General features: G+C 53.9%; 17 protein-coding genes. 8 read left to right on the plus strand and 9 right to left on the minus strand.

Annotated elements, in window-relative coordinates; all coding sequences use genetic code 11:
* Window positions 1-332: 332 nt before the first annotated feature.
* The 4 genes from EYB48_RS16240 to EYB48_RS16255 all read left to right on the plus strand — a co-directional run bounded on the left by EYB48_RS16240 (window position 333) and on the right by EYB48_RS16255 (window position 7,157).
* Complete coding sequence (locus tag EYB48_RS16240; RefSeq protein ID WP_162021419.1) at window positions 333-704, plus strand: DUF2946 family protein; 372 nt, start codon at window positions 333-335, stop codon at window positions 702-704.
* 150 nt (window positions 705-854) lie between these two features.
* Window positions 855-3,167, plus strand: coding sequence for a TonB-dependent receptor (locus EYB48_RS16245; RefSeq protein WP_162021420.1), 2,313 nt, complete (start codon window positions 855-857; stop codon window positions 3,165-3,167).
* Window positions 3,168-3,334: 167 nt separating this feature from the next.
* Window positions 3,335-5,653, plus strand: a complete 2,319-nt coding sequence (locus EYB48_RS16250) for a TonB-dependent receptor (RefSeq protein ID WP_162021421.1) — start codon at window positions 3,335-3,337, stop codon at window positions 5,651-5,653.
* A gap of 61 nt (window positions 5,654-5,714) precedes the next feature.
* The gene (locus tag EYB48_RS16255; protein WP_162021422.1) at window positions 5,715-7,157 is read left to right on the plus strand and encodes a PepSY-associated TM helix domain-containing protein; all 1,443 of its coding nucleotides are present in this window, start codon (window positions 5,715-5,717) and stop codon (window positions 7,155-7,157) included.
* A gap of 77 nt (window positions 7,158-7,234) precedes the next feature.
* Here EYB48_RS16255 and EYB48_RS16260 read toward each other — a convergent pair whose 3' ends face one another.
* From EYB48_RS16260 to EYB48_RS16270, 3 genes are all read right to left on the minus strand, one after another.
* Window positions 7,235-8,929: a M28 family peptidase gene (locus EYB48_RS16260; protein WP_162021423.1), complete on the minus strand. Its 1,695-nt coding sequence runs from the start codon at window positions 8,927-8,929 to the stop codon at window positions 7,235-7,237.
* 74 nt (window positions 8,930-9,003) lie between these two features.
* Complete coding sequence (locus EYB48_RS16265) at window positions 9,004-10,086, minus strand: calcium:cation antiporter (RefSeq protein ID WP_162021424.1); 1,083 nt, start codon at window positions 10,084-10,086, stop codon at window positions 9,004-9,006.
* Window positions 10,087-10,129: 43 nt separating this feature from the next.
* Window positions 10,130-10,717 (minus strand): GNAT family N-acetyltransferase, encoded by a 588-nt coding sequence (locus tag EYB48_RS16270; RefSeq protein WP_162021425.1) that lies wholly within the window; start codon window positions 10,715-10,717, stop codon window positions 10,130-10,132.
* Between the two features lie 242 nt (window positions 10,718-10,959).
* On the opposite strand from EYB48_RS16270, the gene EYB48_RS16275 reads away from it, so the two are divergent.
* Entirely contained in the window at window positions 10,960-11,640 is a 681-nt protein-coding gene (locus EYB48_RS16275; protein ID WP_230404100.1) for a MarC family protein, read from the plus strand.
* Here EYB48_RS16275 and cadR read toward each other — a convergent pair.
* Window positions 11,617-12,069 carry a Cd(II)/Pb(II)-responsive transcriptional regulator gene (cadR, locus tag EYB48_RS16280; RefSeq protein ID WP_162021426.1) on the minus strand — a complete coding sequence of 151 codons (453 nt, stop codon included), beginning with the start codon at window positions 12,067-12,069 and terminating at the stop codon, window positions 11,617-11,619. The two genes, EYB48_RS16275 and cadR, sit on opposite strands and share 24 nt — an antisense overlap.
* A 97-nt stretch (window positions 12,070-12,166) precedes the next feature.
* On the opposite strand from cadR, the gene EYB48_RS16285 reads away from it, so the two are divergent.
* The gene (locus tag EYB48_RS16285) at window positions 12,167-14,470 is read left to right on the plus strand and encodes a heavy metal translocating P-type ATPase (RefSeq protein ID WP_162021427.1); all 2,304 of its coding nucleotides are present in this window, start codon (window positions 12,167-12,169) and stop codon (window positions 14,468-14,470) included.
* Here the strand turns inward: EYB48_RS16285 and EYB48_RS16290 are convergent.
* The 5 genes from EYB48_RS16290 to EYB48_RS16310 all read right to left on the minus strand — a co-directional run bounded on the left by EYB48_RS16290 (window position 14,467) and on the right by EYB48_RS16310 (window position 22,362).
* Window positions 14,467-14,787 (minus strand): hypothetical protein, encoded by a 321-nt coding sequence (locus EYB48_RS16290; protein ID WP_162021428.1) that lies wholly within the window; start codon window positions 14,785-14,787, stop codon window positions 14,467-14,469. The genes EYB48_RS16285 and EYB48_RS16290 overlap by 4 nt on opposite strands.
* A 91-nt stretch (window positions 14,788-14,878) precedes the next feature.
* The gene (locus EYB48_RS16295; protein ID WP_162021429.1) at window positions 14,879-16,420 is read right to left on the minus strand and encodes a SpoVR family protein; all 1,542 of its coding nucleotides are present in this window, start codon (window positions 16,418-16,420) and stop codon (window positions 14,879-14,881) included.
* 8 nt (window positions 16,421-16,428) lie between these two features.
* Window positions 16,429-17,700, minus strand: a complete 1,272-nt coding sequence (locus EYB48_RS16300; protein WP_162021430.1) for a YeaH/YhbH family protein — start codon at window positions 17,698-17,700, stop codon at window positions 16,429-16,431.
* A 145-nt stretch (window positions 17,701-17,845) separates the two neighbouring features.
* The gene (locus tag EYB48_RS16305) at window positions 17,846-19,768 is read right to left on the minus strand and encodes a PrkA family serine protein kinase (protein ID WP_162021431.1); all 1,923 of its coding nucleotides are present in this window, start codon (window positions 19,766-19,768) and stop codon (window positions 17,846-17,848) included.
* A gap of 281 nt (window positions 19,769-20,049) precedes the next feature.
* Window positions 20,050-22,362 carry a putative bifunctional diguanylate cyclase/phosphodiesterase gene (locus tag EYB48_RS16310; RefSeq protein ID WP_162021432.1) on the minus strand — a complete coding sequence of 771 codons (2,313 nt, stop codon included), beginning with the start codon at window positions 22,360-22,362 and terminating at the stop codon, window positions 20,050-20,052.
* A 201-nt stretch (window positions 22,363-22,563) separates the two neighbouring features.
* On the opposite strand from EYB48_RS16310, the gene EYB48_RS16315 reads away from it, so the two are divergent.
* Together EYB48_RS16315 and EYB48_RS16320 are read left to right on the plus strand one after the other, a co-directional pair.
* Complete coding sequence (locus EYB48_RS16315; RefSeq protein WP_162021433.1) at window positions 22,564-23,199, plus strand: TetR/AcrR family transcriptional regulator; 636 nt, start codon at window positions 22,564-22,566, stop codon at window positions 23,197-23,199.
* 140 nt (window positions 23,200-23,339) lie between these two features.
* A complete protein-coding gene (locus EYB48_RS16320; protein ID WP_162021434.1) occupies window positions 23,340-24,437 on the plus strand; it encodes an alkene reductase in 1,098 nt (365 codons plus the stop codon).
* Window positions 24,438-24,521 lie beyond the last annotated feature (84 nt).

Genomic DNA, 24,521 nt, shown 5'->3' on the forward strand with positions numbered 1-24,521 from the left:
CGTTTTTTACGACAAAACCTGTCAGCCTGTCTGACGACGTGCTGCGGCAGAGCAAAGTTTTGTATCAATAGGACTTACGCAAAATTGCCCCGGCAAGGCTAAAAAACTCTTTGGTGCTTTGGGAAACATCGCTGGTAAGCGATGTCCGTTTCGCCAGCAGGCAACATGTTGCCTGAAACCCTGGCTACACCTTGGCGACGCAGGCAGTACGGATAGTACAAGGTGTGCAAGCTGGAACCATAACGCCGCTGGGGCGGTTTTGCGTAAATCCGAATCAATTCTCAATGCGGCTGCAGCCAGCACCTGCGCATCAGTGTTAGAATCCGCACTCTATGAGCCGCCTGTCCATGTCACCCCGCCTGTTTCACCGTCTGGTGCGTGCAGTACTGATGTTTTATGTACTGACGCTGGGTGTCGCCATGGCTGCGACTTTAGCCAAAACCGAGACCGGTTCCCTGATCTGTACCAGCACAGGCTACAAAATGATCAGTGTGAAAGGCGAACCGGATAGTGGGCGTAGTAATTCCCATATTCTTGATTGTCCCTTATGCGTCGCCAGCGGCTTACCGCCGACGGTGCTCGATACCTCAGACTGGCAGGCACCGCATGCCTTGTCGTATGCCACACAGTCCATCCCAGCCGCCAGACTGGCAGCTATCGTTTCTGCCCCGCTGCCCGCGCGTGGGCCACCCTCTGACCTCTGAACATAAGTGTTAATCCGGTATGCCTGGCTGCGCTGTGACTATGTGCGCGCCAGTCTGGCTGATTGATTTGCTCAGCGCTCATTGCTGAGCGACAGCCGCAAGCATACCGTCCAAGTACCTTGGTACTGCTTTTGTTTACTTGTCTGAATCATGCAAAATTCTTTTTTCCGTGTGCGCCTGAACGCACGCCGCGCGACCCTGGTCGCTGCCATCGCTGCCGCCTTTCCGGCCTTGCCAACTTATGCGCTGACTTTATCCGCTGAAGCGGATGCCCAGCCCTCTCAGGTCGTGGTGCAAGGTGACAAACCCTCGTCCTTGCCGACCGAAATTCCGACCACCATCGAAGGCATACAAGCCAAAGACATAGAGCGCAATATCAATGCCATTGATGCTGAGGATGCGCTGAAATATCTGCCTAGCCTGTTAGTACGCAAACGCTATGTCGGTGACTATAACCATGCGGTATTGGCGACCCGTGCCTCCGGCACCGGTAACAGTGCGCGCTCTATGGTGTATGCCGATGGCATCCTGCTGTCCAATTTACTCGGCAACGGTGCGACCTTCACACCACGCTGGGGCCTGGTAACGCCGGAAGAAATCGAGCGGGTCGATGTGCTGTACGGCCCATTCTCTGCAGCGTATCCGGGTAATTCTGTGGGTGCCGTGGTGGATTACCGTACCCGTATGCCTAAGGCCTTCGAGGCGCATGCCAAAGTTTTGGGCTTCAGCGAAAATTTCCAATTGTATGGCACTGACAAGACCTATAGCGGCAAACAACTGAGCGCCAGTCTGGGCAACCGTCAGGGTGATTTTTCCTGGTGGCTGAATCTGAATCAGCTCGATAGCGATGGTCACCCAATTGCCTTCACCAATAAGCTGATGTCGGCTGGCGTCACCAGCTCTGCCGGTAAAGTGGTCACAGGCGCGGTCGCCGGTAAAAATCCACAAAATCAGGACTGGTGGATACTCGGCGCGACCGGGCAGTACCACACCATACAGGACCACGCCAAAGTGAAGCTGGCCTATGACTTCAGCCCGACTCTGCATGCAGCTTACACTTTTGGCTACTGGCGCAATAAGATGGACAGCGGCGTAGAAAGCTATTTGCGCGATGCCAGCGGCAATCCTGTGGTTAGCGGCGACGTGAATATCAACGGCAAAAAATACACGCTGAGTGCGACCGATATATCCAATAGCCAAAACCGGCTCGAACATCTGAGCCATGGTCTGAATCTGAAAAGCAGCAGCAAAGGCGTGTTTGACTGGGAAGTGGCGGCCAGCCTGTATGACTACAACAAAGATATCGCGCGCTCACCACTGGTCGCAATCCCGGTTGCCGACAGCGGCGGCGCGGGCCGCATCACGGATCAGTCCGGCACCGGCTGGAATACCCTGGCACTGAAAGGTATTTGGCGTCCGGATACCCGGCATACGGTGGAATTCGGCTATCAACGCGAAGCCTATCACCTGAAAACTCTGGTGTCGGATACCGGTAACTGGATCGCTGGCAACGCCGAAAAACAATTCTCAGCCTTCCGTGGCGACACCAGCCTGCAAAGCCTGTATGCGCAAGATGCCTGGCGCATCAGTCCGCACTGGAAAACCATACTCGGTGCACGCTTTGAACAATGGAAGGCAGATCATGGTGCGCTGGCCAATGCCAGCACCACGCTGAATTTTTCCTCCCGCTCGGAAAACTTTGTTTCTCCTAAAGCTGCTATCGCCTACGCCAGCGGTGGCGACTGGACCTATAAGGCATCGCTGGGCCGTGCAGTACGTATGCCTACCGTGTCTGAGCTATATCAGGGAACGATTTCGAATACCACCATCGTCAACAACGATCCGAACCTGAAACCGGAAAAATCCTGGACCACAGAATGGAGTGCAGAACGCAGCCTGCATGATGGCCGTGGCTTATTGCGCACTACCCTGTTCCACGAACGTACCAGCGATGCGCTGTATTCCCAGACCAATACCCTGGTCACGCCGAACGTCACCAACATCCAAAACGTGGACGACATCCGCACCACCGGACTGGAAATCGCGTTCGCTGACAATGATGTGCTGCTGCCAGGTCTGGATATCTCAGCCAGCCTGACCTATGCCGACTCTGTAATCGTACGCAATGACAAATTCCCAGCCAGTGTGAATAAGCGCCAGCCACGCATACCGGACTGGCGCGCCAATCTCTTGCTCAGTTATCGCGTCACAGACAAATTCAGCAGCTCACTTGGTATCCGCTACAGCGGCAAACAATACAGTGCTCTCGATAACAGCGATGTGAATGCGTTTACCTATTTCGGATTCTCCGACTTTCTGGTGGCCGACCTGCGCTTACGCTATCAGGTCGCACGCCAGTGGAGTGCAGCGATAGGGATAGACAATCTGAACAATAAAAAATACTGGGCCTTCCATCCCTACACGCAACGCAGCGTCGTTGCGGAGCTGAAGTTCGACTTCTGACGTGTAGCAACCTGACTACCGGGTGTCGTCAGGTTTTTGGAAACCCTAGGGCCTGTTAACAATTGAATTGCGAGATGCGTAATTTAAATCTTAACAGGCCTAGATATGCGGCTTTCCAGCCTGTTTACGGCTGGAAGGCGCATGTCTGTTCAGACTATAAAATCAACATGAAAAAAATTACTTTCAACAAACTCTCCATCATGTACGCACTCTGCGGAGTCAGCGGACTCATCAGCAGCAGCGCGCTGGCGCAAGGCGTCGCCACCGAACAAATGCAAAGCGTCACCATAGGCGCAGTGCGTGCGCCGCTGGCGGCCCATTTACCGAATACCCTGGCAACGCTGAGCGATGAAGAACTGCGCGCTCAGCAAAACATTTTTAATCCGGAAGATGCGCTGCGCACCATGCCAAATACCGGCATCCGCAAACGTTATAGCGGGGATCGCAATGCGCTGATCAGCGGGCGCAGCTTCGGCAGTACCCAGGCGGCACGCGCACTGGTGCTGATGGATGGCTATCTGCTGTCGAATTTTCTGGGGCGTTTCGATGCACCACGCTGGAATATGCTGGCCCCTGAAGACCTTGAGCGCGTCGATATGCTGTATGGTCCCTACTCCGCTATTTTCCCGGGTAACGCTATCGGCAGCACCGTCATCATGACGACGCGCAAACCCAGTAAGCTGGAAGCCTCGGCGCGTATCGCAGTGCAATCAGAAGACTACCGTGATTACGGACACAGCGAAACCTTCACCAATACCCAGACCACGTTCCGGCTGGGTGACAAACTGGCATCCGGACTATGGTATCGCTTACTGGTGAACCGCCAGGACTCGACCGGTCACCCTATGCAGTATTACGCGCTCAATGCAGCCGCCGATGGCAGCTTCAGCAAACCGGCTGGCGTCAAGCCGGTGACAGCGGTCAGCGGTATTCAATATGATCTGGCACCAACCGGACAGCGTCGTGCCGTGTTCGGTGCGAATAGCGGCGCGATCGATCATACTGTGCAAACCACGGCCAAACTGAGCTGGGGCGCGGATCTCAGCCCGGCACTGACGTTCGATGGCATGCTGGCCTGGTGGTATAACGACAGTGCGAGCCGGAACCGCAGCTTTTTGAAAGATGCGCAAGGCAACAGCGTCTGGTCGGGCCGGGTCAGCCAGGATGGCAATATGTTTGATGTGCCGGCCAATGCGTTCGCGCCCTCTAACCGGCAGGAAAATAATCTGCAGGCAGGACTGACGCTGAAAACGCGTTACCGTGAAGGCTGGAATCAATCACTGGTCGCCAGCCAATACCAATTGCTCAAAGATGTACAACGCACCGCCGCACAGGCAGATCCGCTGGCCGCCAATGGCGGCAGCGGCAGCGCAACCGTGCGTGACGGCACCCGCTTCCGCACCATGGAATATCAGGCGACCTATACCCCGGTCGCGAATGACTGGGGGCGTGGTCAGCATGCCTTGAGCCTGGGACTGCATGCCAACGACTATCATCTGCAACAGAATACCCAGAATCTGAGCGACTGGCGTATTGGCCAGAGTCAGCCTGTGCAGTCGGTCGGTGGCGACACCCGTTTGCTTGCGCTGTATCTGCAGGATGCCTGGCGTTTCGCGCCGGACTGGAAAGTGACCGCCGGCCTGCGCTACGAAGACTGGCAAGCCAGCCACGGCAGCCAGGAAATCAAACCGCTGCCTGCGGTCAGCTATGCCGACCGCCATCTGCAGGCATGGTCGCCGAAATTCTCACTGAGCTGGGACGCGACTGATGATTTGAGCCTGCGTGCATCGCTGGGACGCGGCACCCGCTTTGCCACCGTGGCCGAACTGTTTCAAGGCTCGCAATCCGGCAATACGCTGGTGGTGAATGATCCCTACTTACGTCCGGAACGTTCGGATGCGGCTGAACTGGTGCTGGAAAAACGTCTGCATCAGGCCAACCTGCGCCTGTCGCTGTATCAGGATAAGGTGCGCGATAGCATCTGGAGTCAGACCAATGTGCTGGTATTCCCGAATATCACCAACGTACAAAATGTCGGTCTGGTACGCACCCGTGGCATCGAGCTGGCTGGCGATGTACACGACTGGCTGATCCCGCATCTGGACCTGAATGCTAACCTGGCCTGGAATCAGTCACGCATACTGGAGAACGAACGCTTTCCTGCTTCGGTAGGAAAAAACTGGGTACGGATACCGGACTGGCGCGCCAATATCACACTGGCCTATCAATGGAATGCGCAATGGAATCTGGCCGGCAGCTATCGCTATTCAGGACGTCAATACAATGAACTGACCAATAGCGACATCATTCCGGATACCTATGGTGGTTCGTCGCGCATACGCCAGCTGGATCTGCGCTTGCGCTTCCGTCCGGCCAAAGGTGTGGAGCTGGCTGCCGGTATTGATAATGTGGGCAATCAGCTCGCCTATCAGTATCACCCGCTGCCAGGCCGCAGCCTGTTTGCTGAAATGCGCTACAACTACTGATGTGACCAATCCAGCGGCCAGCGCTATTTAGGCCGCTGTGGACTATTTTCCGGAGACCCTGATGACTACGCACTCCCCTGACCGCCATTCCACCAGTGCGGTATTACACCGGCTGTTCTGGCGTCTGCATTTCTGGTCAGGCTTACTGACTGCGCCTATCGTGCTGCTGGCAGCACTGACCGGAATACTGTATATCTTCACGCCGCAAATCGAGGCGCTGCGCCATGCTGAGCTGGATCGCGTGACTCAAATACCAGCGGCACTACCACCACTGCCGCTCGATCAGCAGCTTGCGGCAGCGCGTGCCGCCGTGCCCGGCTTACCAGTCAAGGCCATCGTACCGGCCTATACGCCAGGTGAAACCAGTCTGGTTTTATTCGGTGAACAAAAAATGCGCGGCATGCCAAAAGCGGCCGCTGCAAACCCCGCAACGGCACCCCATCCGGTGCATCAGCATGCTGATCAACATGCCAGCCATCTGGGTGGCGCGCCAGGCGCTGCATCTGCCATCAGCAGCACTGAGCATCACAGCGCAGCGAAGGAAATCACCAGCTATGTCGATCCCGGCACAGCGACCGTACAAGGCAATTTACCGGATGCAGAACGCTTTAAGAACTGGTCGCGCAAGCTGCATTCCAGTCTGCTGCAAGGTGATGGCTGGCGCTGGCTGATCGAGCTCGGTGCCAGCTGGATGCTGGTCATGATGCTGACCGGTTTCTATCTGTGGTGGCCGCGTGGCCGCGCTGGCTGGCGCAAGGCTTTACTGCCAGCGGCCAGTAATAAAGCAGGCCATAGCCGCGCCAGCTGGCGCTACTGGCATAGCATCAGCAGCGTGCTGCTGGCGCTGTTCACACTGACGATATTGCTGACCGGACTGACCTGGTCGAAATATACCGGTGAAAATTTCCGCGCTCTGCAAAACGCGACCGGGCAAGCCACGCCTAAGCCGCCGCGTGATCTGGCCTCGGTAGTCAATGAGGGACAAGCGCCTCTCAGCGCAGAACAGATCTACACTCTGGCCAAAGCACAGGCACCTGCTATCCGTCTGCGCATGACGCCGCCGAACCATGCGAGCGGTGTATGGCGTATAGAAAATGAGGATCGCAGCCAGCCTGAGAAGCGCTTTCAGCTAGTGCTGGATGCCTACAGCGGCCAGCGTCTGTACTATGCGGGCTGGGATCAGTTACCCTTGCTGTCCAAGGCGACCGCAGTTGGCATTCCATTTCATCGTGGTGAGTTCGGCTGGTGGAATCAGGCGCTGTTACTGGCGATAGGCTGCAGCGCGATTTTTTCCGTTTTGTCCGGCTATGTGATGTGGTGGCAGCGCCGCCGTCCTGCCAGCGTCTCTGCACCCGCGCTGCACGGCAGCCATGTACGCGCGCTGCCGTGGTGGCTGGTAGTGGTTGCAGCGGTACTGGCGTACTGCATGCCGGTATTCGGCATCAGCCTGCTGCTGATGTTGCTGATCGAGGCCAGCGTCTTATTGCTCAAACCTAAGGTCTAAGACCTAAGTACTGAGCGCTGAGAACTGAAGCCTGAGGCCAGATCCGCGTCTGGCCTCAGGATCAATGAAGCAGTATTTCACTGACGCGGGATCTTTCCAAACGCCTCACCGCGCTTCCAGACCGGCATGGCCGGTGCATTGCCGACTTCCTGTCCCAGCCTGAGTGTGAACAAGGCTTGCTGCAGCATGCCGCTCAGGTCCCAGTCGGGATGATAGACATCACGTACGGTGTGATAATCCTGTTTGAAATCGCGCATTTTTTTCAGATAGCTGTCGGGCGGCGTTTTATCAAAGTCAAAATGCCCATCGCCCGAAAATACCGCAGAGCCGACATTGAAAGCCGGGATACCGGCGCGTGCAAAATTAAAGTGATCAGCACGGAAGTACGCACCACCCAGATCCGGCACGGTCGGTGCGATACGCAGCTTCATCGCCTTCGCCACTTTGACTGCGCTGTGATACAGGCTACTGCGCTCACTGCCCGCCACGCCTATGTCCTTAGTCGCTGCCACAAAATTCATACTATCCAGATTCAGATCGGCAGCCGTTTTTGCCAGCGGCCACGGTGCCTGCTGCACATAGGCTGCGCTGCCCAACAAATACTGTTCTTCGGCGGCTGGCCACAGAAAAATCTGAGTACGCCGGGTTGGCTGGCGCACAGCGAGCCTTGCCATTTCGAGTAAGGCGGCGCTGCCGGATGCATTATCGACTGCGCCATTCCAGATCTGGGTCTTGCCATTGGCATCGGTTTCCATGCCCAGATGATCCCAATGGGCCGAGTAAATCACAGCCTCTGATTTCAACACAGGATCAGTGCCCGGCACCATGCCCAACACATTGTACTGCCTTACCTGGCGCACCTGATTGTGCACCTCCACCTGTGCCGTTGCATTCAGCGCCACCGGCTGAAAATCACGACGCTCGGCTTGTTGGCGCAGTTGATCAAGGTCCTGACCAGCTGCGGCAAACAATTGGCGCGCCACCTCTTCCTGTATCCAGCCTTCCAGCGGATTGCCCATGCCAGGAGAGCTGAAGCGTTCGTGGCTGAAACTGGTTTGCGGTACATTCCAGCCATAGGCCGCCGAGGCATTGGTGTGGATCAGTAACACCCCGGCCGCACCCTGACGTGCGGCTTCTTCGAACTTATACGTCCAGCGGCCATAATAGGTCAGCGCCGCTCCGCCAAAGCGCTGTGGCTCTGCTGCGTTAGGCTGCGGATCATTGACCATCATCACCAGCAATTTGCCTTTGACATCGGTCTGTTTAAAGTCGTCCCAATTTTCTTCGGGAGCGCGGATGCCATAGCCGACGAACAGTAAAGGCGCAGAGAAGCTGACTTGCTGGCGGCCACCGGAAGAGCCAAACACGACATCTCTACCCAACACCGGTGTCCACTGTTGGCCACCGGCAGAAAAGCGTATCTGGCTGTTCGCCAGGGTCTGACTGCCTATGATATCGACCGCCTGGCGATAGCCCTGCACTTTGTCACCCGGCAGCACCTGCAAGCCAATCAGCGCAGCCTGAGTTTCCAGATAGCGCACGGCCAGATCACCACCGCGCTGGCCGGTCCCCCGGCCTTCCAGTAAATCATCGGCCAGAAAAGAAAGGTGAGCGCGTAAATGGGTTTCGCTCAAAGGCGCGCCAAGCTTGGTGTTCGTGTTGGTGGCAGTGCTGGCGGACGCGGCAACCGCCAGTTGGCTGGCACTGCCCAACAGGCAGCCGGAGGCCAGCAGCAGCGCCAGCGAGCGGGTCGTCAATTTTTTTGAAGTCATAGAGATCATGAATAAGCCCGGCGATTCAGGCCGGGCGAAATGAGTAAGGAGTGTGACCGTGCGCTGCGAATAAGTCAGGGTACGATGGTCGTAAACAAATACACGGCGAAAATCACCAGATGGATAGTGCCTTGCATGATGGTGGTGCGACCAGTACCCAGCGAGATGGTGGTCACGATCAGCGACAACAGCAAGAGCACGGTGGATTTCGTATCGATGCCCAGTGACAGCTGCCAGCCAGTCAGGATAGAAATCACCGCCACCACCGGTATCGTCAAACCGATACTCGCCAGTGCAGAACCCAGCGCCAGATTGATACTGGTTTGCAGACGGTTGGCACGCGCGGCGCTGAGTGCGGCCAGCCCTTCCGGCAACAGCACGATGATGGCGATGATAATACCGACCAGCGCCTTAGGCGCACCGGCTGCGGCAACAGCGGATTCCAGTGCCGGTGCCAGTGCTTTCGCCAGCAGCACCACTGCCACCAGACAAACTAACAGCAGTCCCAGACTGGTCCAGGCCATGCGCGCCGACGGTAGCGGCGCATGCACGTCTTCATCGGCAGCATGGCTTTCAGGTAAAAAATAATCGCGGTGTCTGACGGTCTGCACCAGCACGAAAGTCCCGTACAACACGACTGAGACGATAGCGATAAAGCCCAGCTGGCTGGCACTGTAAAACGGCCCTGCCACGGACGAGGTAAAGTTAGGCAGTACCAGCGTCAGCACCGATAAAGCAGCCAGCGTGGCGAGTGAGGTGCTGGCGCCTTGCAGGCCAAAGCTTTGCTCGCGATGGCGAATGCCGCCAACCAGCAGACACAGTCCTATGATGCCGGTCAGGATGACCATGATCGCCGCGAATACGGTATCCCTGGCCAGCCCGGCCGTAGTTTCACCGCCCGCTAACATCAGTGACACAATTAAAGCGACTTCAATCAGCGTAACGGCGATCGCCAATAATAGCGTACCGAAGGGTTCGCCGATTTTATGCGCCACCACTTCGGCATGAAACACAGCGGTCAGCACACCACCAAATAAAGCGGCGGTCAGCAGTATTCCATACCAGCTGGCGCTGCATAACAGGCTGCCGCCCAGGATCAGGCAGGCAGCCAGCGGTGTGAGCACCGACCAGCGCGGAAGTTTGTCAGAAATTTTCATAAAGATAGGATGAGTAAAAATCAGTAAGGGAAATCAATGCGTATCAGGATGAAATAGGGACAGGGGATTTCATCATGAGTTCCTGTGCTTCGTGTGCGAGCAAAGAATAACAGCGCAGATCCTGATATTTGCCGTTTTTATATTCACATTCACGCAGTATGCCCTCCAGCTGAAAGCCGTGACGCTCGACCAGGCGCCAGCTGGCGGCATTGTCCGGCTCCACCAGCGCCTGTATGCGGTGCAGACCCAGATCACGGAAGCAGCATGTCAGGATAGCCGGTAACACTTCGGCCATCACACCGCGGCGCCAGAACGCAGGTGTTAACCAGAAACCGATTTCCGCGCAATGATCTTCCTGCTCCCATTCATGCAAACCGCAGGTTCCTATTAATTGCTCCGGGTGTTCACGTTCAGCGATGCCCCACCAGATACCGATGCGGGTTTTCCAGACCAGCTCATACCAGTCCATCTGCGCCTGAGTCGATTCCAGCGTGTCGTAACTGATGCCGTAATAGGCAGTCACTGCTTCGTCAGATAAACCGGCAAAAATCGCGGGCTGATCAGCAGGCACGATCTGCCTCAATATAAATCGTCCGGTCTGGAGTTGTGGGAAGCTGGCAGCTTGGTTCATGGTTCTATCCATCTTCAATTCATTAGTGTTCATTTTTTTATCACAGCACAGCTGCTGCTTGCACTGCCCTGATGGGCGGCACCGCTGATGCTCAGTCCAGTCAGCATCCAATCAGCATCCAGTCACAGCGGGCTTTTTTCTGAGTTCTATTTTAATATTAAGTGAGAATAATTCCCTGCTTTTAGCTACCCTATGCTGAGCCGTAAACGTATAATCGGCGGAAGTTTTTTTTAGGAGTTGTTATGAGTCTGGCCATGATCGCATTTTTTAAGGCAATGATACTGGTGCCTATCACCTTATTACCTCTCGTGAATCCGATTGCGATTGCGCCGATTTACCTGTCTATGACGGGTCCGCAAGAGCCCGAAGTCGCGAAACGCATGGCGAAACGAATCGCGATTAACTGCTTCTTCATGTTGATGGTCACGATTTTTGTCGGCTCTTATGTACTGAATTTTTTCGGCATTTCCTTACCTATCGTCCGTATCGCCGGTGGTATCGTGGTCGGCATGGCAGGCTGGAAGCTGCTGAATGACCAGAGTCAGGATAAATTACTGAACTCGGTCGCGGCTTCGCATACCGGCGCCTGGAGCAAAGAAGAATTGCGCCGCCGCAGTTTTTATCCTTTCAGCTTCCCGCTGACCGTCGGCCCCGGCACTATCGCAGCTTCGATTACCATCGGTACCCAAATGCCACGCAAGCCTATCGACTGGCTGGTGACCAGCGTCGCATCGGCGCTGGGTGTGCTGCTGACCACACTGGTGGTGTATCTGTGCTACCGCTTTGCACGTAATATGGGCCAGTTCCTCGGCGACGTCGGCGGCACTGTATTGATGCGTCTGTCTGCGTTTATCCTGGTTTGTATCGGCATAGAAATCGGCTGGGCCGGCGTATCTGAATTACTCAGCGACCTGGCGCGCTGATTCTGTATCCGCATGGCAGGCACAAGCCTCGCCATGCGCAGCGGCGACCAGCTCATGCAGGATGCCGCATTCCTTCCCCTGATGTCTCTCATCGCAACTGGCTCTTAAGCTGCACAGTTGCTTCTCCAGCGCGTGCATACTCGCCAGCCTGGCCCTGACCCGCGCAATCTGTTGTTCAATGAGCGAGTTGATATCGCCACAATCCTCAGCCGGACTCACCATAAATGCCACCAGGCGCCGTACCTCGGCTAAAGGGATATCGAGTGCGCGACAATGCCGGATAAACGATAGACGCTCCAGATGCAGTGCGCTATAGCGGCGATACCCATTCGCTTCGCGCTCAGGCTCAGGCAGCAAGCCCTGTTTTTCATAATAGCGAATCGTCTCCAGATCGACCCCGGTTGCAGCTGCCAGCTCACTGATACGCATACTTTACTCCGTTTGTTAATGCCGCAAAAAAAAGCTTGACCCTGTAGCGACTCCAGAGTCTACACTGATTTCATTCTATCGTTACAGGCACGCTCACATGACGCACACACCTCACGAACAACCCCACGCCGCCGGTTCCACATGTACGCATCAGCATGAGCATGAGCACAAACATGAACATGCATCACATCAGCACGGCTCACATGCGCACCAGCATGATCATGAACACGCGGAGCAGGACGATGCCTGCTGTGCACCGGCTACGCTCGCTGTGAGCCGTGAACAGCCACCCGCCAATGCGGTGAGCAGCCGCTTTCATATCGCGGCGATGGATTGTCCGACCGAAGAAGCCCTGATACGCAAACAACTGTCCAGCGATAGCAATATCCTGGGGCTGGACTTTGATTTGCTCAACCGTATTCTGACTGTGCATCAGCGTACACCAGACACCGATCATGTCAGCGCAGCTTTAGTCGCGCTGGGCATGCAGCCGCAATTGCTGGAAGCAGGGGTAGAGCCGACACCGGTTTCTGCCATTGACAGCAAACTGCGCTGGCGGGTTGCCATCGGTGGCTTGCTGGCCTTTGGCTCAGAAGCCATCGCCTGGTGGCAGCAAGCTGATCAAACGCTGGCGGTCGCTGCGATGGCATTGGGCTCCATCCTGATTTGCGGTCTGCCGACACTGAAAAAAGGCTGGATTGCGCTGCGCCATTTCACACTGAACATCCATTTACTGATGACGGCAGCCGTGATCGGTGCGTTCGCCATCGGCCAGTGGCCTGAAGCGGCAATGGTGATCTGCCTGTTTGCAGTCGCCGAGATGATAGAAGCGGCCAGTCTGGAACGCGCACGTGACGCCATCAGTGGCTTGCTGGCGCAGGCACCGGAAACCGCGCTGGTGCAACAGCCGGATGCGAGCTGGCTCAGCACACCGACGGCAGAAATCGCTGTCGGCGCGCTGTTATTGTGCCGCCCCGGTGACCGCATCGCGCTCGATGGCGTGGTCGAACAGGGGCAGTCTTCGGTCAATCAGGCCGCCATTACCGGTGAGAGTATGCCGGTCACGAAGCAGCCTGGAGATACCGTCTTTGCCGGCACCATCAACCAGAGTGCGGCGCTGCAGTTACGCGTCACGGCTAACGCTGGCAGCTCTATGCTGGCACGCATCGCACAATCGGTACAGGCGGCGCAAAGCCAGCGCGCCCCCACCCAGGGCTTCGTTGACCGCTTCGCTGCCATCTATACACCGGTAGTATTTATCGCAGCGATTTTGCTGGCTGTGCTGCCGCCCTTATTGTTACAACATGGCTGGCATGACAGCCTGTACCGTGCACTGGTTTTGCTGGTGATCGCCTGCCCTTGTGCACTGGTGATTTCAACGCCGGTCACCGTCGTTAGCGGGCTGGCAGCCGCTGCGCGCCGTGGCATCGTGATTAAAGGCGGCGTCTTTCTGGAACAAGGGCGGCAGTTGCGCCATCTGGCACTCGATAAAACCGGGACCCTGACTGAGGGTAAACCGCAACTGCAGCAAATACGCAGCAGTGGCATCAGTGAATCCGCCGCGCTGCAGATCGCAGCCAGCCTGGATGCACACTCCAGCCATCCTTTAGCCCAGGCCCTGCTGCAAGCCTGTGAACTGCCGGTGCTGGCAGCGGAACAGGTCAGTCTGCTGGAAATGGGACGTGCACGCGGTATGCAAGGCAGCGTTGATGGACGCAGCTATCAGCTCGGCAATCAAGCCTTGCTGCAGGAATTAAACATAGCGCCATCGCCGCTCACAGCACAAATCAGTACGCTGGAGCAGCAAGGTAATACCGTAATACTGCTGTGTCGTGAAGGACAATTATTAGCGCTGTTTGCCGTTGCGGATCAGTTACGCGCCACCAGTCAGGCGGCAATACAGCAATTGCAGCAATTGGGGGTGCAGGTGCTGATGCTGACCGGTGACAATGCCCATACGGCGAATGCGATCGCCGCACAGGCTGGCATACAACAGGTACGCGCCGAATTACTGCCTGACGATAAACTGCGGATTATTGAAGAATTGGCGCAACAAGGCGTGACGGGTATGACGGGGGATGGCATCAACGATGCACCGGCACTGGCACGCGCGCACATCGGTCTGGCCATGGCAGCAGGCAGCGACACTGCACTGGAAACTGCGGACGTCGCGCTGATGCAAAATGACTTGCAAAAAATACCGGAATTTATCCGCCTGTCACAACAGACCGCACGCATACTGAAGCAGAATATCGCGTTTGCACTGGGCGTAAAATTTATCTTCTTCGCACTGGCATTAAGTGGTCACGCCAGCTTGTGGATGGCGGTATTCGCAGACACTGGCACCAGCCTGCTGGTGGTGCTCAATGGTCTGCGCTTACTGAAGGCAAAACTGAATTAAGCCGCTGCTTCGCTGTCCAATGCTGGCAGGGCTTCCTGCAACATCAGCGCATGCTCAACCAGGGTCGATTCATCCCCGACCCGGCTTTGCCAGGCGCGCAGGAAATAGGATTTTTCCTGGGCTGTCGGCGGCTCATACCAAATCACCATCAGCACGCCTTTATGGTCATGAATTTTGGCGATTTTGGTGATACAGACGGTATTGCCATCGACATCAGCCAAACCGATAGCGTAGCCATAAACGCGGCTCAGACGCTCGATGCGATCTGGTTCAGTTTCGCTGTTCGTCGCCGAGATTTTCGGATGATCCAGATACATAATGCCCTCTTCATCAAATGTGATCTGCTGGATTCTATCCGAAGCCAGCGCGCGCGCCTACCTGCTTTTGATATTCAGCAACAGTCCGGCTTCAGCGACTGCCTTTTTCCCAACGACAGTCTTGTTTAGTCAATACCGTTCCATGCTGATCTACGGTTTCCAGCACCACATCAAAGCCCCATAAACGCGCGACATGCTTGAGGACTTCATTGGTCTGGTTATTCAGCGGCCGCCGCAAATACTGATGATGGCGCAAGGTCAGCGAACGGTCGCCCTGCATATCCACCGCCCAGACCTGAATGTCCGGCTCGCGGTTACCCAAGTTGTATTGTCCAGCCAGTTGCTGTCTGACATAGCGATAGCCGGATTCATCATGGATGGCTGAAATTTTCAGCTTATCCTTACTGTCATCATCAAGGATAGAAAAGAAGTGAAAATCGCGGATCAGCTTGGGCGACAAATACTGCGCAATAAAACTCTCATCCTTAAAATTACGCATCGCAAACTGCAACGAAGTCTGCCAGTCCGCCCCGGCCAGATCCGGAAACCATTCACGGTCTTCATCGGTAGGATGCTCACAAATGCGGCGTATATCCTGCATCATGGCAAAGCCCAGCGCATAGGGATTGATACCGCTGTAATAGCGGCTGCCTACCGGCGGCTGATAAATCACATTGGTGTGACTCTGTAAAAACTCCATCATAAAACCGTCACCAACTACACCCTCTTCATACAATTGATACAGGATGGTGTAATGCCAGAACGTAGCCCAGCCCTCGTTCATGACCTGGGTCTGACGCTGAGGATAAAAATACTGCGAAATTTTTCGAATAATACGCACGATTTCGCGCTGCCAGGGTTCCAGCAAAGGCGCATATTTTTCGATGAAGTACAGCAGATTTTCCTGCGGCTCACGCGGGAAGCGCTGATGCTCCTGCTGGCTTTCCTGCACCTCAGGACGGCGCGGCAAAGTGCGCCACAAATCATTAATTTGCGATTGCAGATAGGCTTCGCGTTCGGTCTGACGCTCTCTTTCCTCGATCAGGGAAATCCGGGCCGGACGTTTATAGCGGTCTACCCCATAATTCTGCAAGGCGTGACAGGAATCCAGTATCAGCTCCACCGCCTCAGTGCCGTAACGCTGCTCGCAATGCGCGACATAATTTTTGGCGAACACCATGTAATCGATAATCGCTTCAGCATCGGTCCAGGCCCGGAACAGGTAATTCCCTTTGAAAAAAGAGTTATGTCCGTATGCCGCATGCGCAATCACCAGCGACTGCATGGTCAGACTATTCTCTTCCATCAGATAGGAAATACAGGGGTTGGAGTTAATCACAATCTCGTAAGCCAGCCCCATCTGACCGCGCTTATAACTTTTTTCGGTAGACATAAAATGCTTACCGAAAGACCAGTGGTTATACGACACCGGCATACCGACCGAGGCATAGGCATCCATCATTTGCTCGGCGGTGATGATTTCCAGCTGATTCGGATAGGTATCGAGCCCAAACTGTGCGGCGACCCGGCGTATCTCTTCATGCGCCTGTTCTATCAGTTCGAAGGTCCATTCCGACTTGTCCGGTAAGGCATTCGGATGTCTGGCTCTGCTAGTCTGCGTTTGAGTGTCCATGACAGGCCTCAATTCGTTTGTTTTTTAAACAGTTCCCGGAATACAGGATAGATATCGGCAGGATTCTCAATTTTTTGCATCGCGAAGTGCGCGAATTCCTCGGCAACCCGCTCATATTCCAGCCACAGATTTTGCGGCTCACCCTCGGTAATTTCGACATACGCGTAATACTGCACCAGAGGCATAATGCGCTGACGCAAAATATCGCGGCAAGCGATGGAATCATTGTCCCAGTTATCGCCATCTGAGGCCTGCGCCACATAGACATTCCAGTCACCAGCCGCATAGCGATTGCGTATGGTTTGCTCCAGCAAGACCAAGGCCGAGGAGACGATAGTGCCACCCGATTCACGCGAGTTAAAGAATGCGTTTTCATCCACTTCCTGCGCTGTCGTATGGTGACGGATAAACACCACCTCTATTTTTTCATAAGCCCGTGTCAGGAACAGGTACAGCAAAATAAAAAAGCGCTTCGCTGTATCTTTTTTTTGCTCGTCCATAGAGCCGGAGACATCCAGCAGACAAAACATCACACACTGGCTGGCCGGTTTGGGGACTTTGATACGATTGCTGTAACGCAGATCGAAAGGATCGAGAAATGGAATCGCGGCGATTCTGGTCCGTAAATGACGGATTTCTTCGCGCAGTGCACTGATGCGCAGGCCATCCTGCACCGGCTCTGCCAGCGCAGCATCCAGCTCTTCCAGCGCCAGTTTTAAGCGTCGTGACGACTTGCCACCCACCGCAATCCGCCGTCCCATCGCACCGCGTAAAGAACGTAATACATGCAGACTGGAAGCGGTTCCACTGGTTTTATAACCAGCGCGCTGGCTTTTGAAATCGGTGGTCGACGTGAGCTGGGTTTTCACCATATTCGGTAATTCCAGGTCTTCAAAGAAGTAGTTCATGAACTCTTCCCGGCTCAGCTGAAACGCAAAATCATCCTCGCTGATTTCCTCGCTGTTACCGCCCTGCCCCTTACCTTTGCCGCCACCGCCACCACCTTGCGGACGCGCGATCTGGTCCCCTTTCTGGTATTGCTCATTGCCCGGATGTACGCCTTCCCAGACGCCTCCGCGCGCATGGCCAAAGCTGGGTTCGCCGACATCTTTCACTGGTATAGAAATCCGTTCACCATTTTCCATATCGGTGATAGAACGGCCTTTGACTGCACGCGCTACAGCCTCTTTGATCTGCCCCTTGTAACGCCGCAAAAAGCGTTCACGGTTAGGCGCAGACTTGTTTTTCCCCTGAACCCGGCGGTCGATCAGATGCACCAAGATATTCTCCCTCAGGACTGAGCCAGCATTACCCGTCTATACGCAGCCCGGCAAACACACTGTCCGTCTCTGCCTTTGTATCACGATAACGGTTCGGCCTCAGTCCTATCCCTTTGTCAGTGAAGTCCCTCAGATATCTTCAGGATCAGGATGATTTTCTGACCCGCAGATACCACTCGCACAGCAATCTGACCTGTTTGGTGGTATAGCCTTTGCTGACCATACGCTCAACAAACTCCTGATGTTTATTGGCGTCATCCGCACTGGCTTTGGCATTGAAAGATATCACTGGTAATAACTCTTCTGTATTCGAGAACATTTTCTTCTCTATCACAGTGCGCAGTTTTTCATAGCTGGTCCAGGCCGGATTTTTTCCTGCATTCTGAGCCCGCGCACGCAATACAAAATTAACGATCTCGTTACGGAAATCCTTAGGATTCGAAATGCCTGCCGGCTTCTCGATTTTTTCCAGTTCATTGTTCAAGGCGTCACGGTCAAAGCTTTCGCCGGTATCGGGATCGCGGAATTCCTGATCCTGGATCCAGAAGTCAGCGAAGGTGACATAACGGTCAAAAATATTCTGTCCATATTCAGAATAACTTTCCAGATAAGCGGTCTGAATTTCTTTACCGATAAATTCCGCATAGCGCTGGGCCAGATATTCTTTGATATACGAGATGTATTTTTGCTCTACTTCAGGCGCAAACTGTTCGCGTTCTATCTGCTGCTCCAGCACATACAGCAAATGCACAGGATTGGCGGCGACCTCGGTGTTATCGAAGTTAAATACTTTGGATAAAATCTTGAACGCAAAGCGGGTCGACAAACCATTCATGCCTTCATCCACACCGGCATAATCGGCATACTCCTGATGCGATTTGGCTTTGGGATCGGTATCTTTCAGATTGTCACCGTCATACACCAGCATCTTGCTGAAGATACTGGAATTTTCCGGCTCTTTTAAACGCGACAGCACCGCAAACTGTGCCATCATTTTCAAGGTGCCTGGCGCACAAGGTGCAGCCGCCAACGAAGAGGTATGCACCAGTTTTTCATAGATCTTGATTTCATCGGAAATACGCAGGCAGTAAGGCACCTTCACGATGTAAATACGATCCAGGAAAGCCTCATTGTTTTTATTGTTTTTAAAAGCCTTCCATTCCGACTCATTCGAGTGCGCGAGGATCACGCCATCAAAGGGTATCGCACCAAAACCTTCGGTACCTTTGAAGTTACCTTCCTGGGTCGCGGTCAGTAAGGGATGCAAAACCTTGATCGGTGCCTTGAACATCTCGACGAATTCCATCAGCCCCTGATTGGCCAGGCACAGACCACCGGAATAGCTGTAGGCATCCGGATCATCCTGAGAATAATCTTCCAGTTTGCGGATGTCGACTTTGCCAACCAGCGAAGAAATATCCTGATTATTTTCATCCCCTGGCTCAGTTTTCGACACCGCAATTTGTCTGAGCACTGAAGGATAGCGTTTGACGACGCGGAATTTATTGATGTCGCCGTTGAATTCATGCAGGCGCTTTACCGCCCAAGGACTAGGGATGGATTTCAGATAGCGGCGCGGGATACCGAAGTCTTCTTCCAGCAATGCACCATCTTCATTTTCACTGAACAAGCCCAAAGGCGACTCGTTCACTGGTGACCCCTTGATACTATAGAAGGGGATTTTTTCCATCAGGGATTTGAGTTTTTCGGCGATGGAGGATTTACCGCCACCGACTGGCCCCAGCAAATACAGTATCTGCTTACGCTCTTCCAGTCCCTGCGCGGCATGCCGGAAGTAAGAAACGACTTGCTCTATCACTTCTTCCATGCCGTAAAACTCACGGAAGGCTGGATAAATTTTGATCAGTTTATTGGAGAAAATGCGGGATAAACGCGGATCGTGGCGGGTATCAACCAGTTCCGGTTCCCCAATGGCAGCCAGCATGCGCTCAGCGGCGGAAGCAAATGCGAGTCTGTCTTTTTTACACAGTTCGAGGTACTCCTGCATGGAATACTCTTCTTCCCTGGTACGTTCGTAACGTGCTGCGTAGTTGTCAAAGATAGTCATCCTGACCTCCTGGGTTAAGCAAGACATTGCAAAGACCAAACAGCGCTGGCAGCAGATGCGGGAGAAATGCATTACTTTCCAGCAGACTACGAGCTTAGTGTAGTTGAATTTGAAGAAATATGCTGGGCAAATTATTGCATTTCACAAAATATAAAATTAAGTACGAAATGCAGCATCGGCTGTGCTGGACATTGAAGGCTCATACAGCGTAAAGGACTTATACGATGTTAGTTTTTTTTGCAGCACTTTAATCAATAACTCAGGAATATGTGCTGAGTGACTCAGGCGCGAGCTGAGGGTTGTAGCTGCGTCATGATCGCTGGACGATGTTGTATTTTTTGCTGAGCCAGCAAACAGTTCATGGCCGGCACATCGAGCGGGCGATGATAGTAATAACCCTGGAAGTAATCACATCCGACTTCTTTCAGGAATAACTCCTGGCTTTCATTTTCCACGCCTTCGGCAATGGTGGAGCAGTTCAGAATTTCAGACAGCGAAATGATCGCTTTAATGATCATTTCGCTCTTGCGGTTATAGCCTATCTGCGCCACAAAAGAGCGGTCTATCTTGACGGTATGCGCGGGAAAATGACTGAGCTTGGACAGCGAAGAATAGCCGGTACCAAAATCATCAATCGCAATACCAAAGCCACGATTTTTCAAGGCATTCAGGTGCGTAATGGACTGACTCTCATTGGCGATCAGTCCGGTTTCTGTAATCTCAAATTCCAGATAACTGGTTTTGATTGCATATTTTTCGCAACAGCTGTCTATCAGCGCGATCAGGTCAGGCCGCGCGATATCGCTGACCGACAGATTCAATGCCACCACCGGACTTTGACCAAACTCATCGAGCCAGCCACGTATCTGCGCACACACCTGATCCAGCACAAAATCGCTGACATGGCGTATCAGCCCGCTGCGCTCGGCAATCGGTACAAATTCGGCCGGCGCAATACGTCCCAACGTCGGCGAATCCCATCGTATCAATGCCTCCACGCCAGCGATCAGACCATTGTGGTCGACTTTGGGCTGATACATCATTGAAAACTCACCGAACTTCAAACCATTCAAAATCCCGACTTCAATTTCCACATTGCGGCGGATATGGAAGGCATCATCTTCATCAAATAAGGTGACACTCTGGTCGCTGGAACGGCGCGCGGTATCGAGTGCAACTTCACTGCGTCGTATCAACTCATCCGGATCGGTTTCTTCGGTACGTACCAGCGCTATGCCGGCAGAAAACTGCACCAACAACACATCGTCATTGACCTGCAATTCTTTTGGCATCGCTTCACGTACCTGATTGACGAACTGCACGACATCATTGGCCGTCCGCAACTGATCAATCACGAAAGAAAACACAATGCTGCGCAGACGTGCACAGAAACAGCTTTTCGGTAGTACCTGGGTCAGTTCATCGGCAAAGCGCCGCAGCAGCACATCGCCGGTATGCGCACCAAACTGCTGATTGGCATGCCGCACACTATTGAGCCGGAACGACACCAGGGCGGTCACATTATTGCCGTCATGATTGGCAATCACGCGCTGTAAATACTGGCGCAACATCTCACGGTTAGGCAGATTGGTTAGAGAATCATGGCTGTTCAGATAGTCTTCGCGCTCCATGCTGAGCTGCAAAGCATGCTGCATCTTGTGCAGATTGGACACATCGCGCAAAGCCACGATGTAATGATCGGACGAGGTCTGTGAGATATTATCCAGCGCTACCATACGACCATCACGGGTACGGTAAGCCGAAGTTTTGATACCACCGGTTTCTTCGCCCTGACTCGCTTTCAGGCGAATACTGCCTTCCATCGCGAGCCAGCCAAATAAGCCCAGTTCCTGATCAGTCGCAGGATTGCGTCCCAGTAGTAAATTGGCTTGCTGATTTGCCTGCAAAATCTGGCCAAAGGCATCAGTCAGCAAGAGTGCCGTACCGGCATTTTCAAACACTTCGCGGTACTGAACATAACTGACTTCCAATGCGCCACTGGTGTCGTGAATCCGGACCAGCATCTTATCCAGCGCATGCAGCACTCTGAATACAGCCAGTGGAATACAGATATTTAAAGACAGGAATAACAGGGTATGTATGTACAACTGCGCATCGGGCAGATCGCCAAAAAAACTGCTGTTACGGTTCACTTGCACATCCATGAACAAAAATGCGAAAGGAATCAGATTGAAGGCCATAAAGCCCAAGGCCACTCTGGCATTAAAAAACAGACTGGCAAATACCGGCACCGTGTACATGAACAAATAACCTAATCTGGCCAGCTCCTGATCATGCGTCATAGAGATGATGGCCAGTGCCGTCCCATACATATTCAGCAGCAGCAAAGCGGCACTCATCTTCACAGAACGCGAAGACACATAGATCGCGACAGATTTCAGTACATAGAAAAAAACAACCACCCACCCTATCTGCGTTCGGCCCAGCGTGTAAGCACTGATGGCGCTATGTATCGCAATCCAGGCTTCCAGCAGGAAGCTGGAGACCAGGATAATTCTGAGCGTGCTGATTTTCCATGCTGTGTTTTCGGCAGGCGCGAGAGTATTCTCATGTAAAAAAAGCCAGCGAAACATAGTGTGTGTGTTCTGATTTATAGATAGGTTGTTAAAACACGGAATATATAATTTTCCGACAAGTAATTTTGCATTCTCTCACAACAGCGCCAGCCTCGCCCAGATATTGTTACTTTTTTTTCTATATCAATGCAGCACTAAACCAGCTAGCCGCATCATTTTACTTGACCCTAGACGACTGGTCTAATATTATGTGACCCTATGACGACATCTGCATCTAAATTGACTGGCAACGACACCCGCGAGCGCATCCTGGCGACGGGTGAGCAACTGATACTCGGCAAAGGTTTCAGCGCGCTGGGCCTGAGCGAGATTCTGTCCGCCTCAGGGGTACCGAAAGGTTCGTTCTATCACTATTTTGCCTCCAAAGAGGCATTCGGTGTCGCGCTGATCGAACGCTATTTCCAAGAATACCACCAGCAATTGCGCACGATGTTCGGCGATCAGCATCATACTCCGGCGAATCGCTTGCTACAGTATTTTGAATTCTGGCTAACAACCACGCGCCAATCACAATGCCATAAGCTGTGCCTCGCCGTTAAACTGGCCGCGGAAGTCTCAGACTTGTCTCAATCCATGCGTCAGGCACTGGCGCAGGGTATGCAAACGGTGATAGACCTGATTGCTGCTGTGCTGGAAGAAGCAATGCAGCAAGGAGAACTCGCAGCCGGGCAGGATGTACAGCATCTCGCCACCACGCTGTACAGCCAGTGGGTGGGCGCATCGCTGTTGACGAAAGTCTATCTGCAAACTGCGCCGCTGGAGGCCGCATGGCTACAAACCCGTCAATTATTGCAAACTGAGTCCGGGCTGCCAGCGACAGAGCACAAAGTATAAATATGCGTTCGCCGGTAATTCTTTATGTATTACATCAGGAGTCAACGGCGAACATCCACATCAGGGCCCGGCCCTTTTTTTTGAATCAACAACTAGACGACCGGTCTAATTTTCCGGTTAATTTTTCAAAAGGAAATCCCATGTTAGATAAATTACTGACGCCTGTGACTGCAGGTAAAGCCACACTGAAAAACCGTGTCGTGATGGCCCCACTGACGCGCTCACGCGCTGGTCAGCCTGGCGATGTACCACGTGCACTGAATGTCGAATACTATGCGCAGCGTGCCAGTGCCGGTCTGATCGTGACCGAAGCCAGCCAGATTTCGCGTCAGGGCCAGGGCTATGCGTGGACACCGGGCATCTACACCGATGCGCAACAGGCTGGCTGGGCGGAAGTGGTGCAGGCAGTGCATGCCAAAGGTGGCAAGATTGCGCTGCAGTTATGGCATGTAGGCCGAATTTCACATCATTTGTTGCAGGAAAATGCACAGGCACCGGTATCGGCTTCGGCATTACAGGCAGCGAACAGCCAGTGTTTCGTGGTTCAGCCTGACGGCACACCAGCCAATGTACAGACCGATGTACCACGCGCACTGGAACTGGCAGAAATCCCTGGTATCGTCGAACAATATCGCCAGGCGACCATCCGTGCACGTGAAGCAGGCTTTGATCTGGTTGAAGTCCATGCGGCGAATGGCTATCTGTTGCAGCAATTTATGGCAACCAATAGCAATCTGCGTACCGATGCCTATGGTGGCAGCCTGGAAAACCGTGCGCGTCTGACGCTGGAAGCGGTCGATGTAGCCATTGCTGAAATCGGTGCTGACCGGGTGGGCGTGCGGATTTCACCTAACTTTGTCGCACATGGCATCGCCGATAGCGAAGCTGAAGTGATGGCCCTGTATCTGGCACGCGAATTCAGCCGCCGTCAGATCGCCTATCTGCATATCGCAGAACCTGACTGGGCTGGCGGTGCAGAGTTGTCCGACACCTTCCGTCACGCGCTGCGTGAAGCCTACACCGGTACCTTGATTTGCTGCGGTGGCTACACGGCTGCTGAAGCCGATGCGCTGATCGCCAGTGGCCTGGCTGATGCGGTTGCTTTTGGTCGTCCTTACATCGCCAATCCGGATCTGGTGGAGCGCTTTGCTGCGGGTGCAGAACTGAATACCCCAGACCGCAGCACTTTCTACGGTGGCGAAGAAAAAGGCTATACCGATTATCCTTTCATGGCCTAAGCGGCCGCTGCTGAGGCAGCTGAATTGATTCTCCTTGCTGTCTCTGCTATCCCTGCTGCCTCCCCGCAGCAGGGATAGCAGCCT

This window comes from Cognatundibacterium crateris, from assembly GCF_010078235.1.
Lineage (GTDB): Bacteria > Pseudomonadota > Gammaproteobacteria > Burkholderiales > Burkholderiaceae_D > Undibacterium > Undibacterium crateris.

What these genes read in the sequence shown, in the direction of transcription:
- EYB48_RS16240 (WP_162021419.1), top strand. Translation starts at nt 333, where the DNA reads ATGAGCCGCCTGTCCATGTCACCCCGCCTGTTTCACCGTCTGGTGCGT.
- EYB48_RS16245 (WP_162021420.1), top strand. Translation starts at nt 855, where the DNA reads ATGCAAAATTCTTTTTTCCGTGTGCGCCTGAACGCACGCCGCGCGACC.
- EYB48_RS16250 (WP_162021421.1), top strand. Translation starts at nt 3,335, where the DNA reads ATGAAAAAAATTACTTTCAACAAACTCTCCATCATGTACGCACTCTGC.
- EYB48_RS16255 (WP_162021422.1), top strand. Translation starts at nt 5,715, where the DNA reads ATGACTACGCACTCCCCTGACCGCCATTCCACCAGTGCGGTATTACAC.
- EYB48_RS16260 (WP_162021423.1), bottom strand. Translation starts at nt 8,929, where the DNA reads ATGACTTCAAAAAAATTGACGACCCGCTCGCTGGCGCTGCTGCTGGCC.
- EYB48_RS16265 (WP_162021424.1), bottom strand. Translation starts at nt 10,086, where the DNA reads ATGAAAATTTCTGACAAACTTCCGCGCTGGTCGGTGCTCACACCGCTG.
- EYB48_RS16270 (WP_162021425.1), bottom strand. Translation starts at nt 10,717, where the DNA reads ATGAACCAAGCTGCCAGCTTCCCACAACTCCAGACCGGACGATTTATA.
- EYB48_RS16275 (WP_230404100.1), top strand. Translation starts at nt 10,960, where the DNA reads ATGAGTCTGGCCATGATCGCATTTTTTAAGGCAATGATACTGGTGCCT.
- cadR (WP_162021426.1), bottom strand. Translation starts at nt 12,069, where the DNA reads ATGCGTATCAGTGAGCTGGCAGCTGCAACCGGGGTCGATCTGGAGACG.
- EYB48_RS16285 (WP_162021427.1), top strand. Translation starts at nt 12,167, where the DNA reads ATGACGCACACACCTCACGAACAACCCCACGCCGCCGGTTCCACATGT.
- EYB48_RS16290 (WP_162021428.1), bottom strand. Translation starts at nt 14,787, where the DNA reads ATGTATCTGGATCATCCGAAAATCTCGGCGACGAACAGCGAAACTGAA.
- EYB48_RS16295 (WP_162021429.1), bottom strand. Translation starts at nt 16,420, where the DNA reads ATGGACACTCAAACGCAGACTAGCAGAGCCAGACATCCGAATGCCTTA.
- EYB48_RS16305 (WP_162021431.1), bottom strand. Translation starts at nt 19,768, where the DNA reads ATGACTATCTTTGACAACTACGCAGCACGTTACGAACGTACCAGGGAA.
- EYB48_RS16310 (WP_162021432.1), bottom strand. Translation starts at nt 22,362, where the DNA reads ATGTTTCGCTGGCTTTTTTTACATGAGAATACTCTCGCGCCTGCCGAA.
- EYB48_RS16315 (WP_162021433.1), top strand. Translation starts at nt 22,564, where the DNA reads ATGACGACATCTGCATCTAAATTGACTGGCAACGACACCCGCGAGCGC.
- EYB48_RS16320 (WP_162021434.1), top strand. Translation starts at nt 23,340, where the DNA reads ATGTTAGATAAATTACTGACGCCTGTGACTGCAGGTAAAGCCACACTG.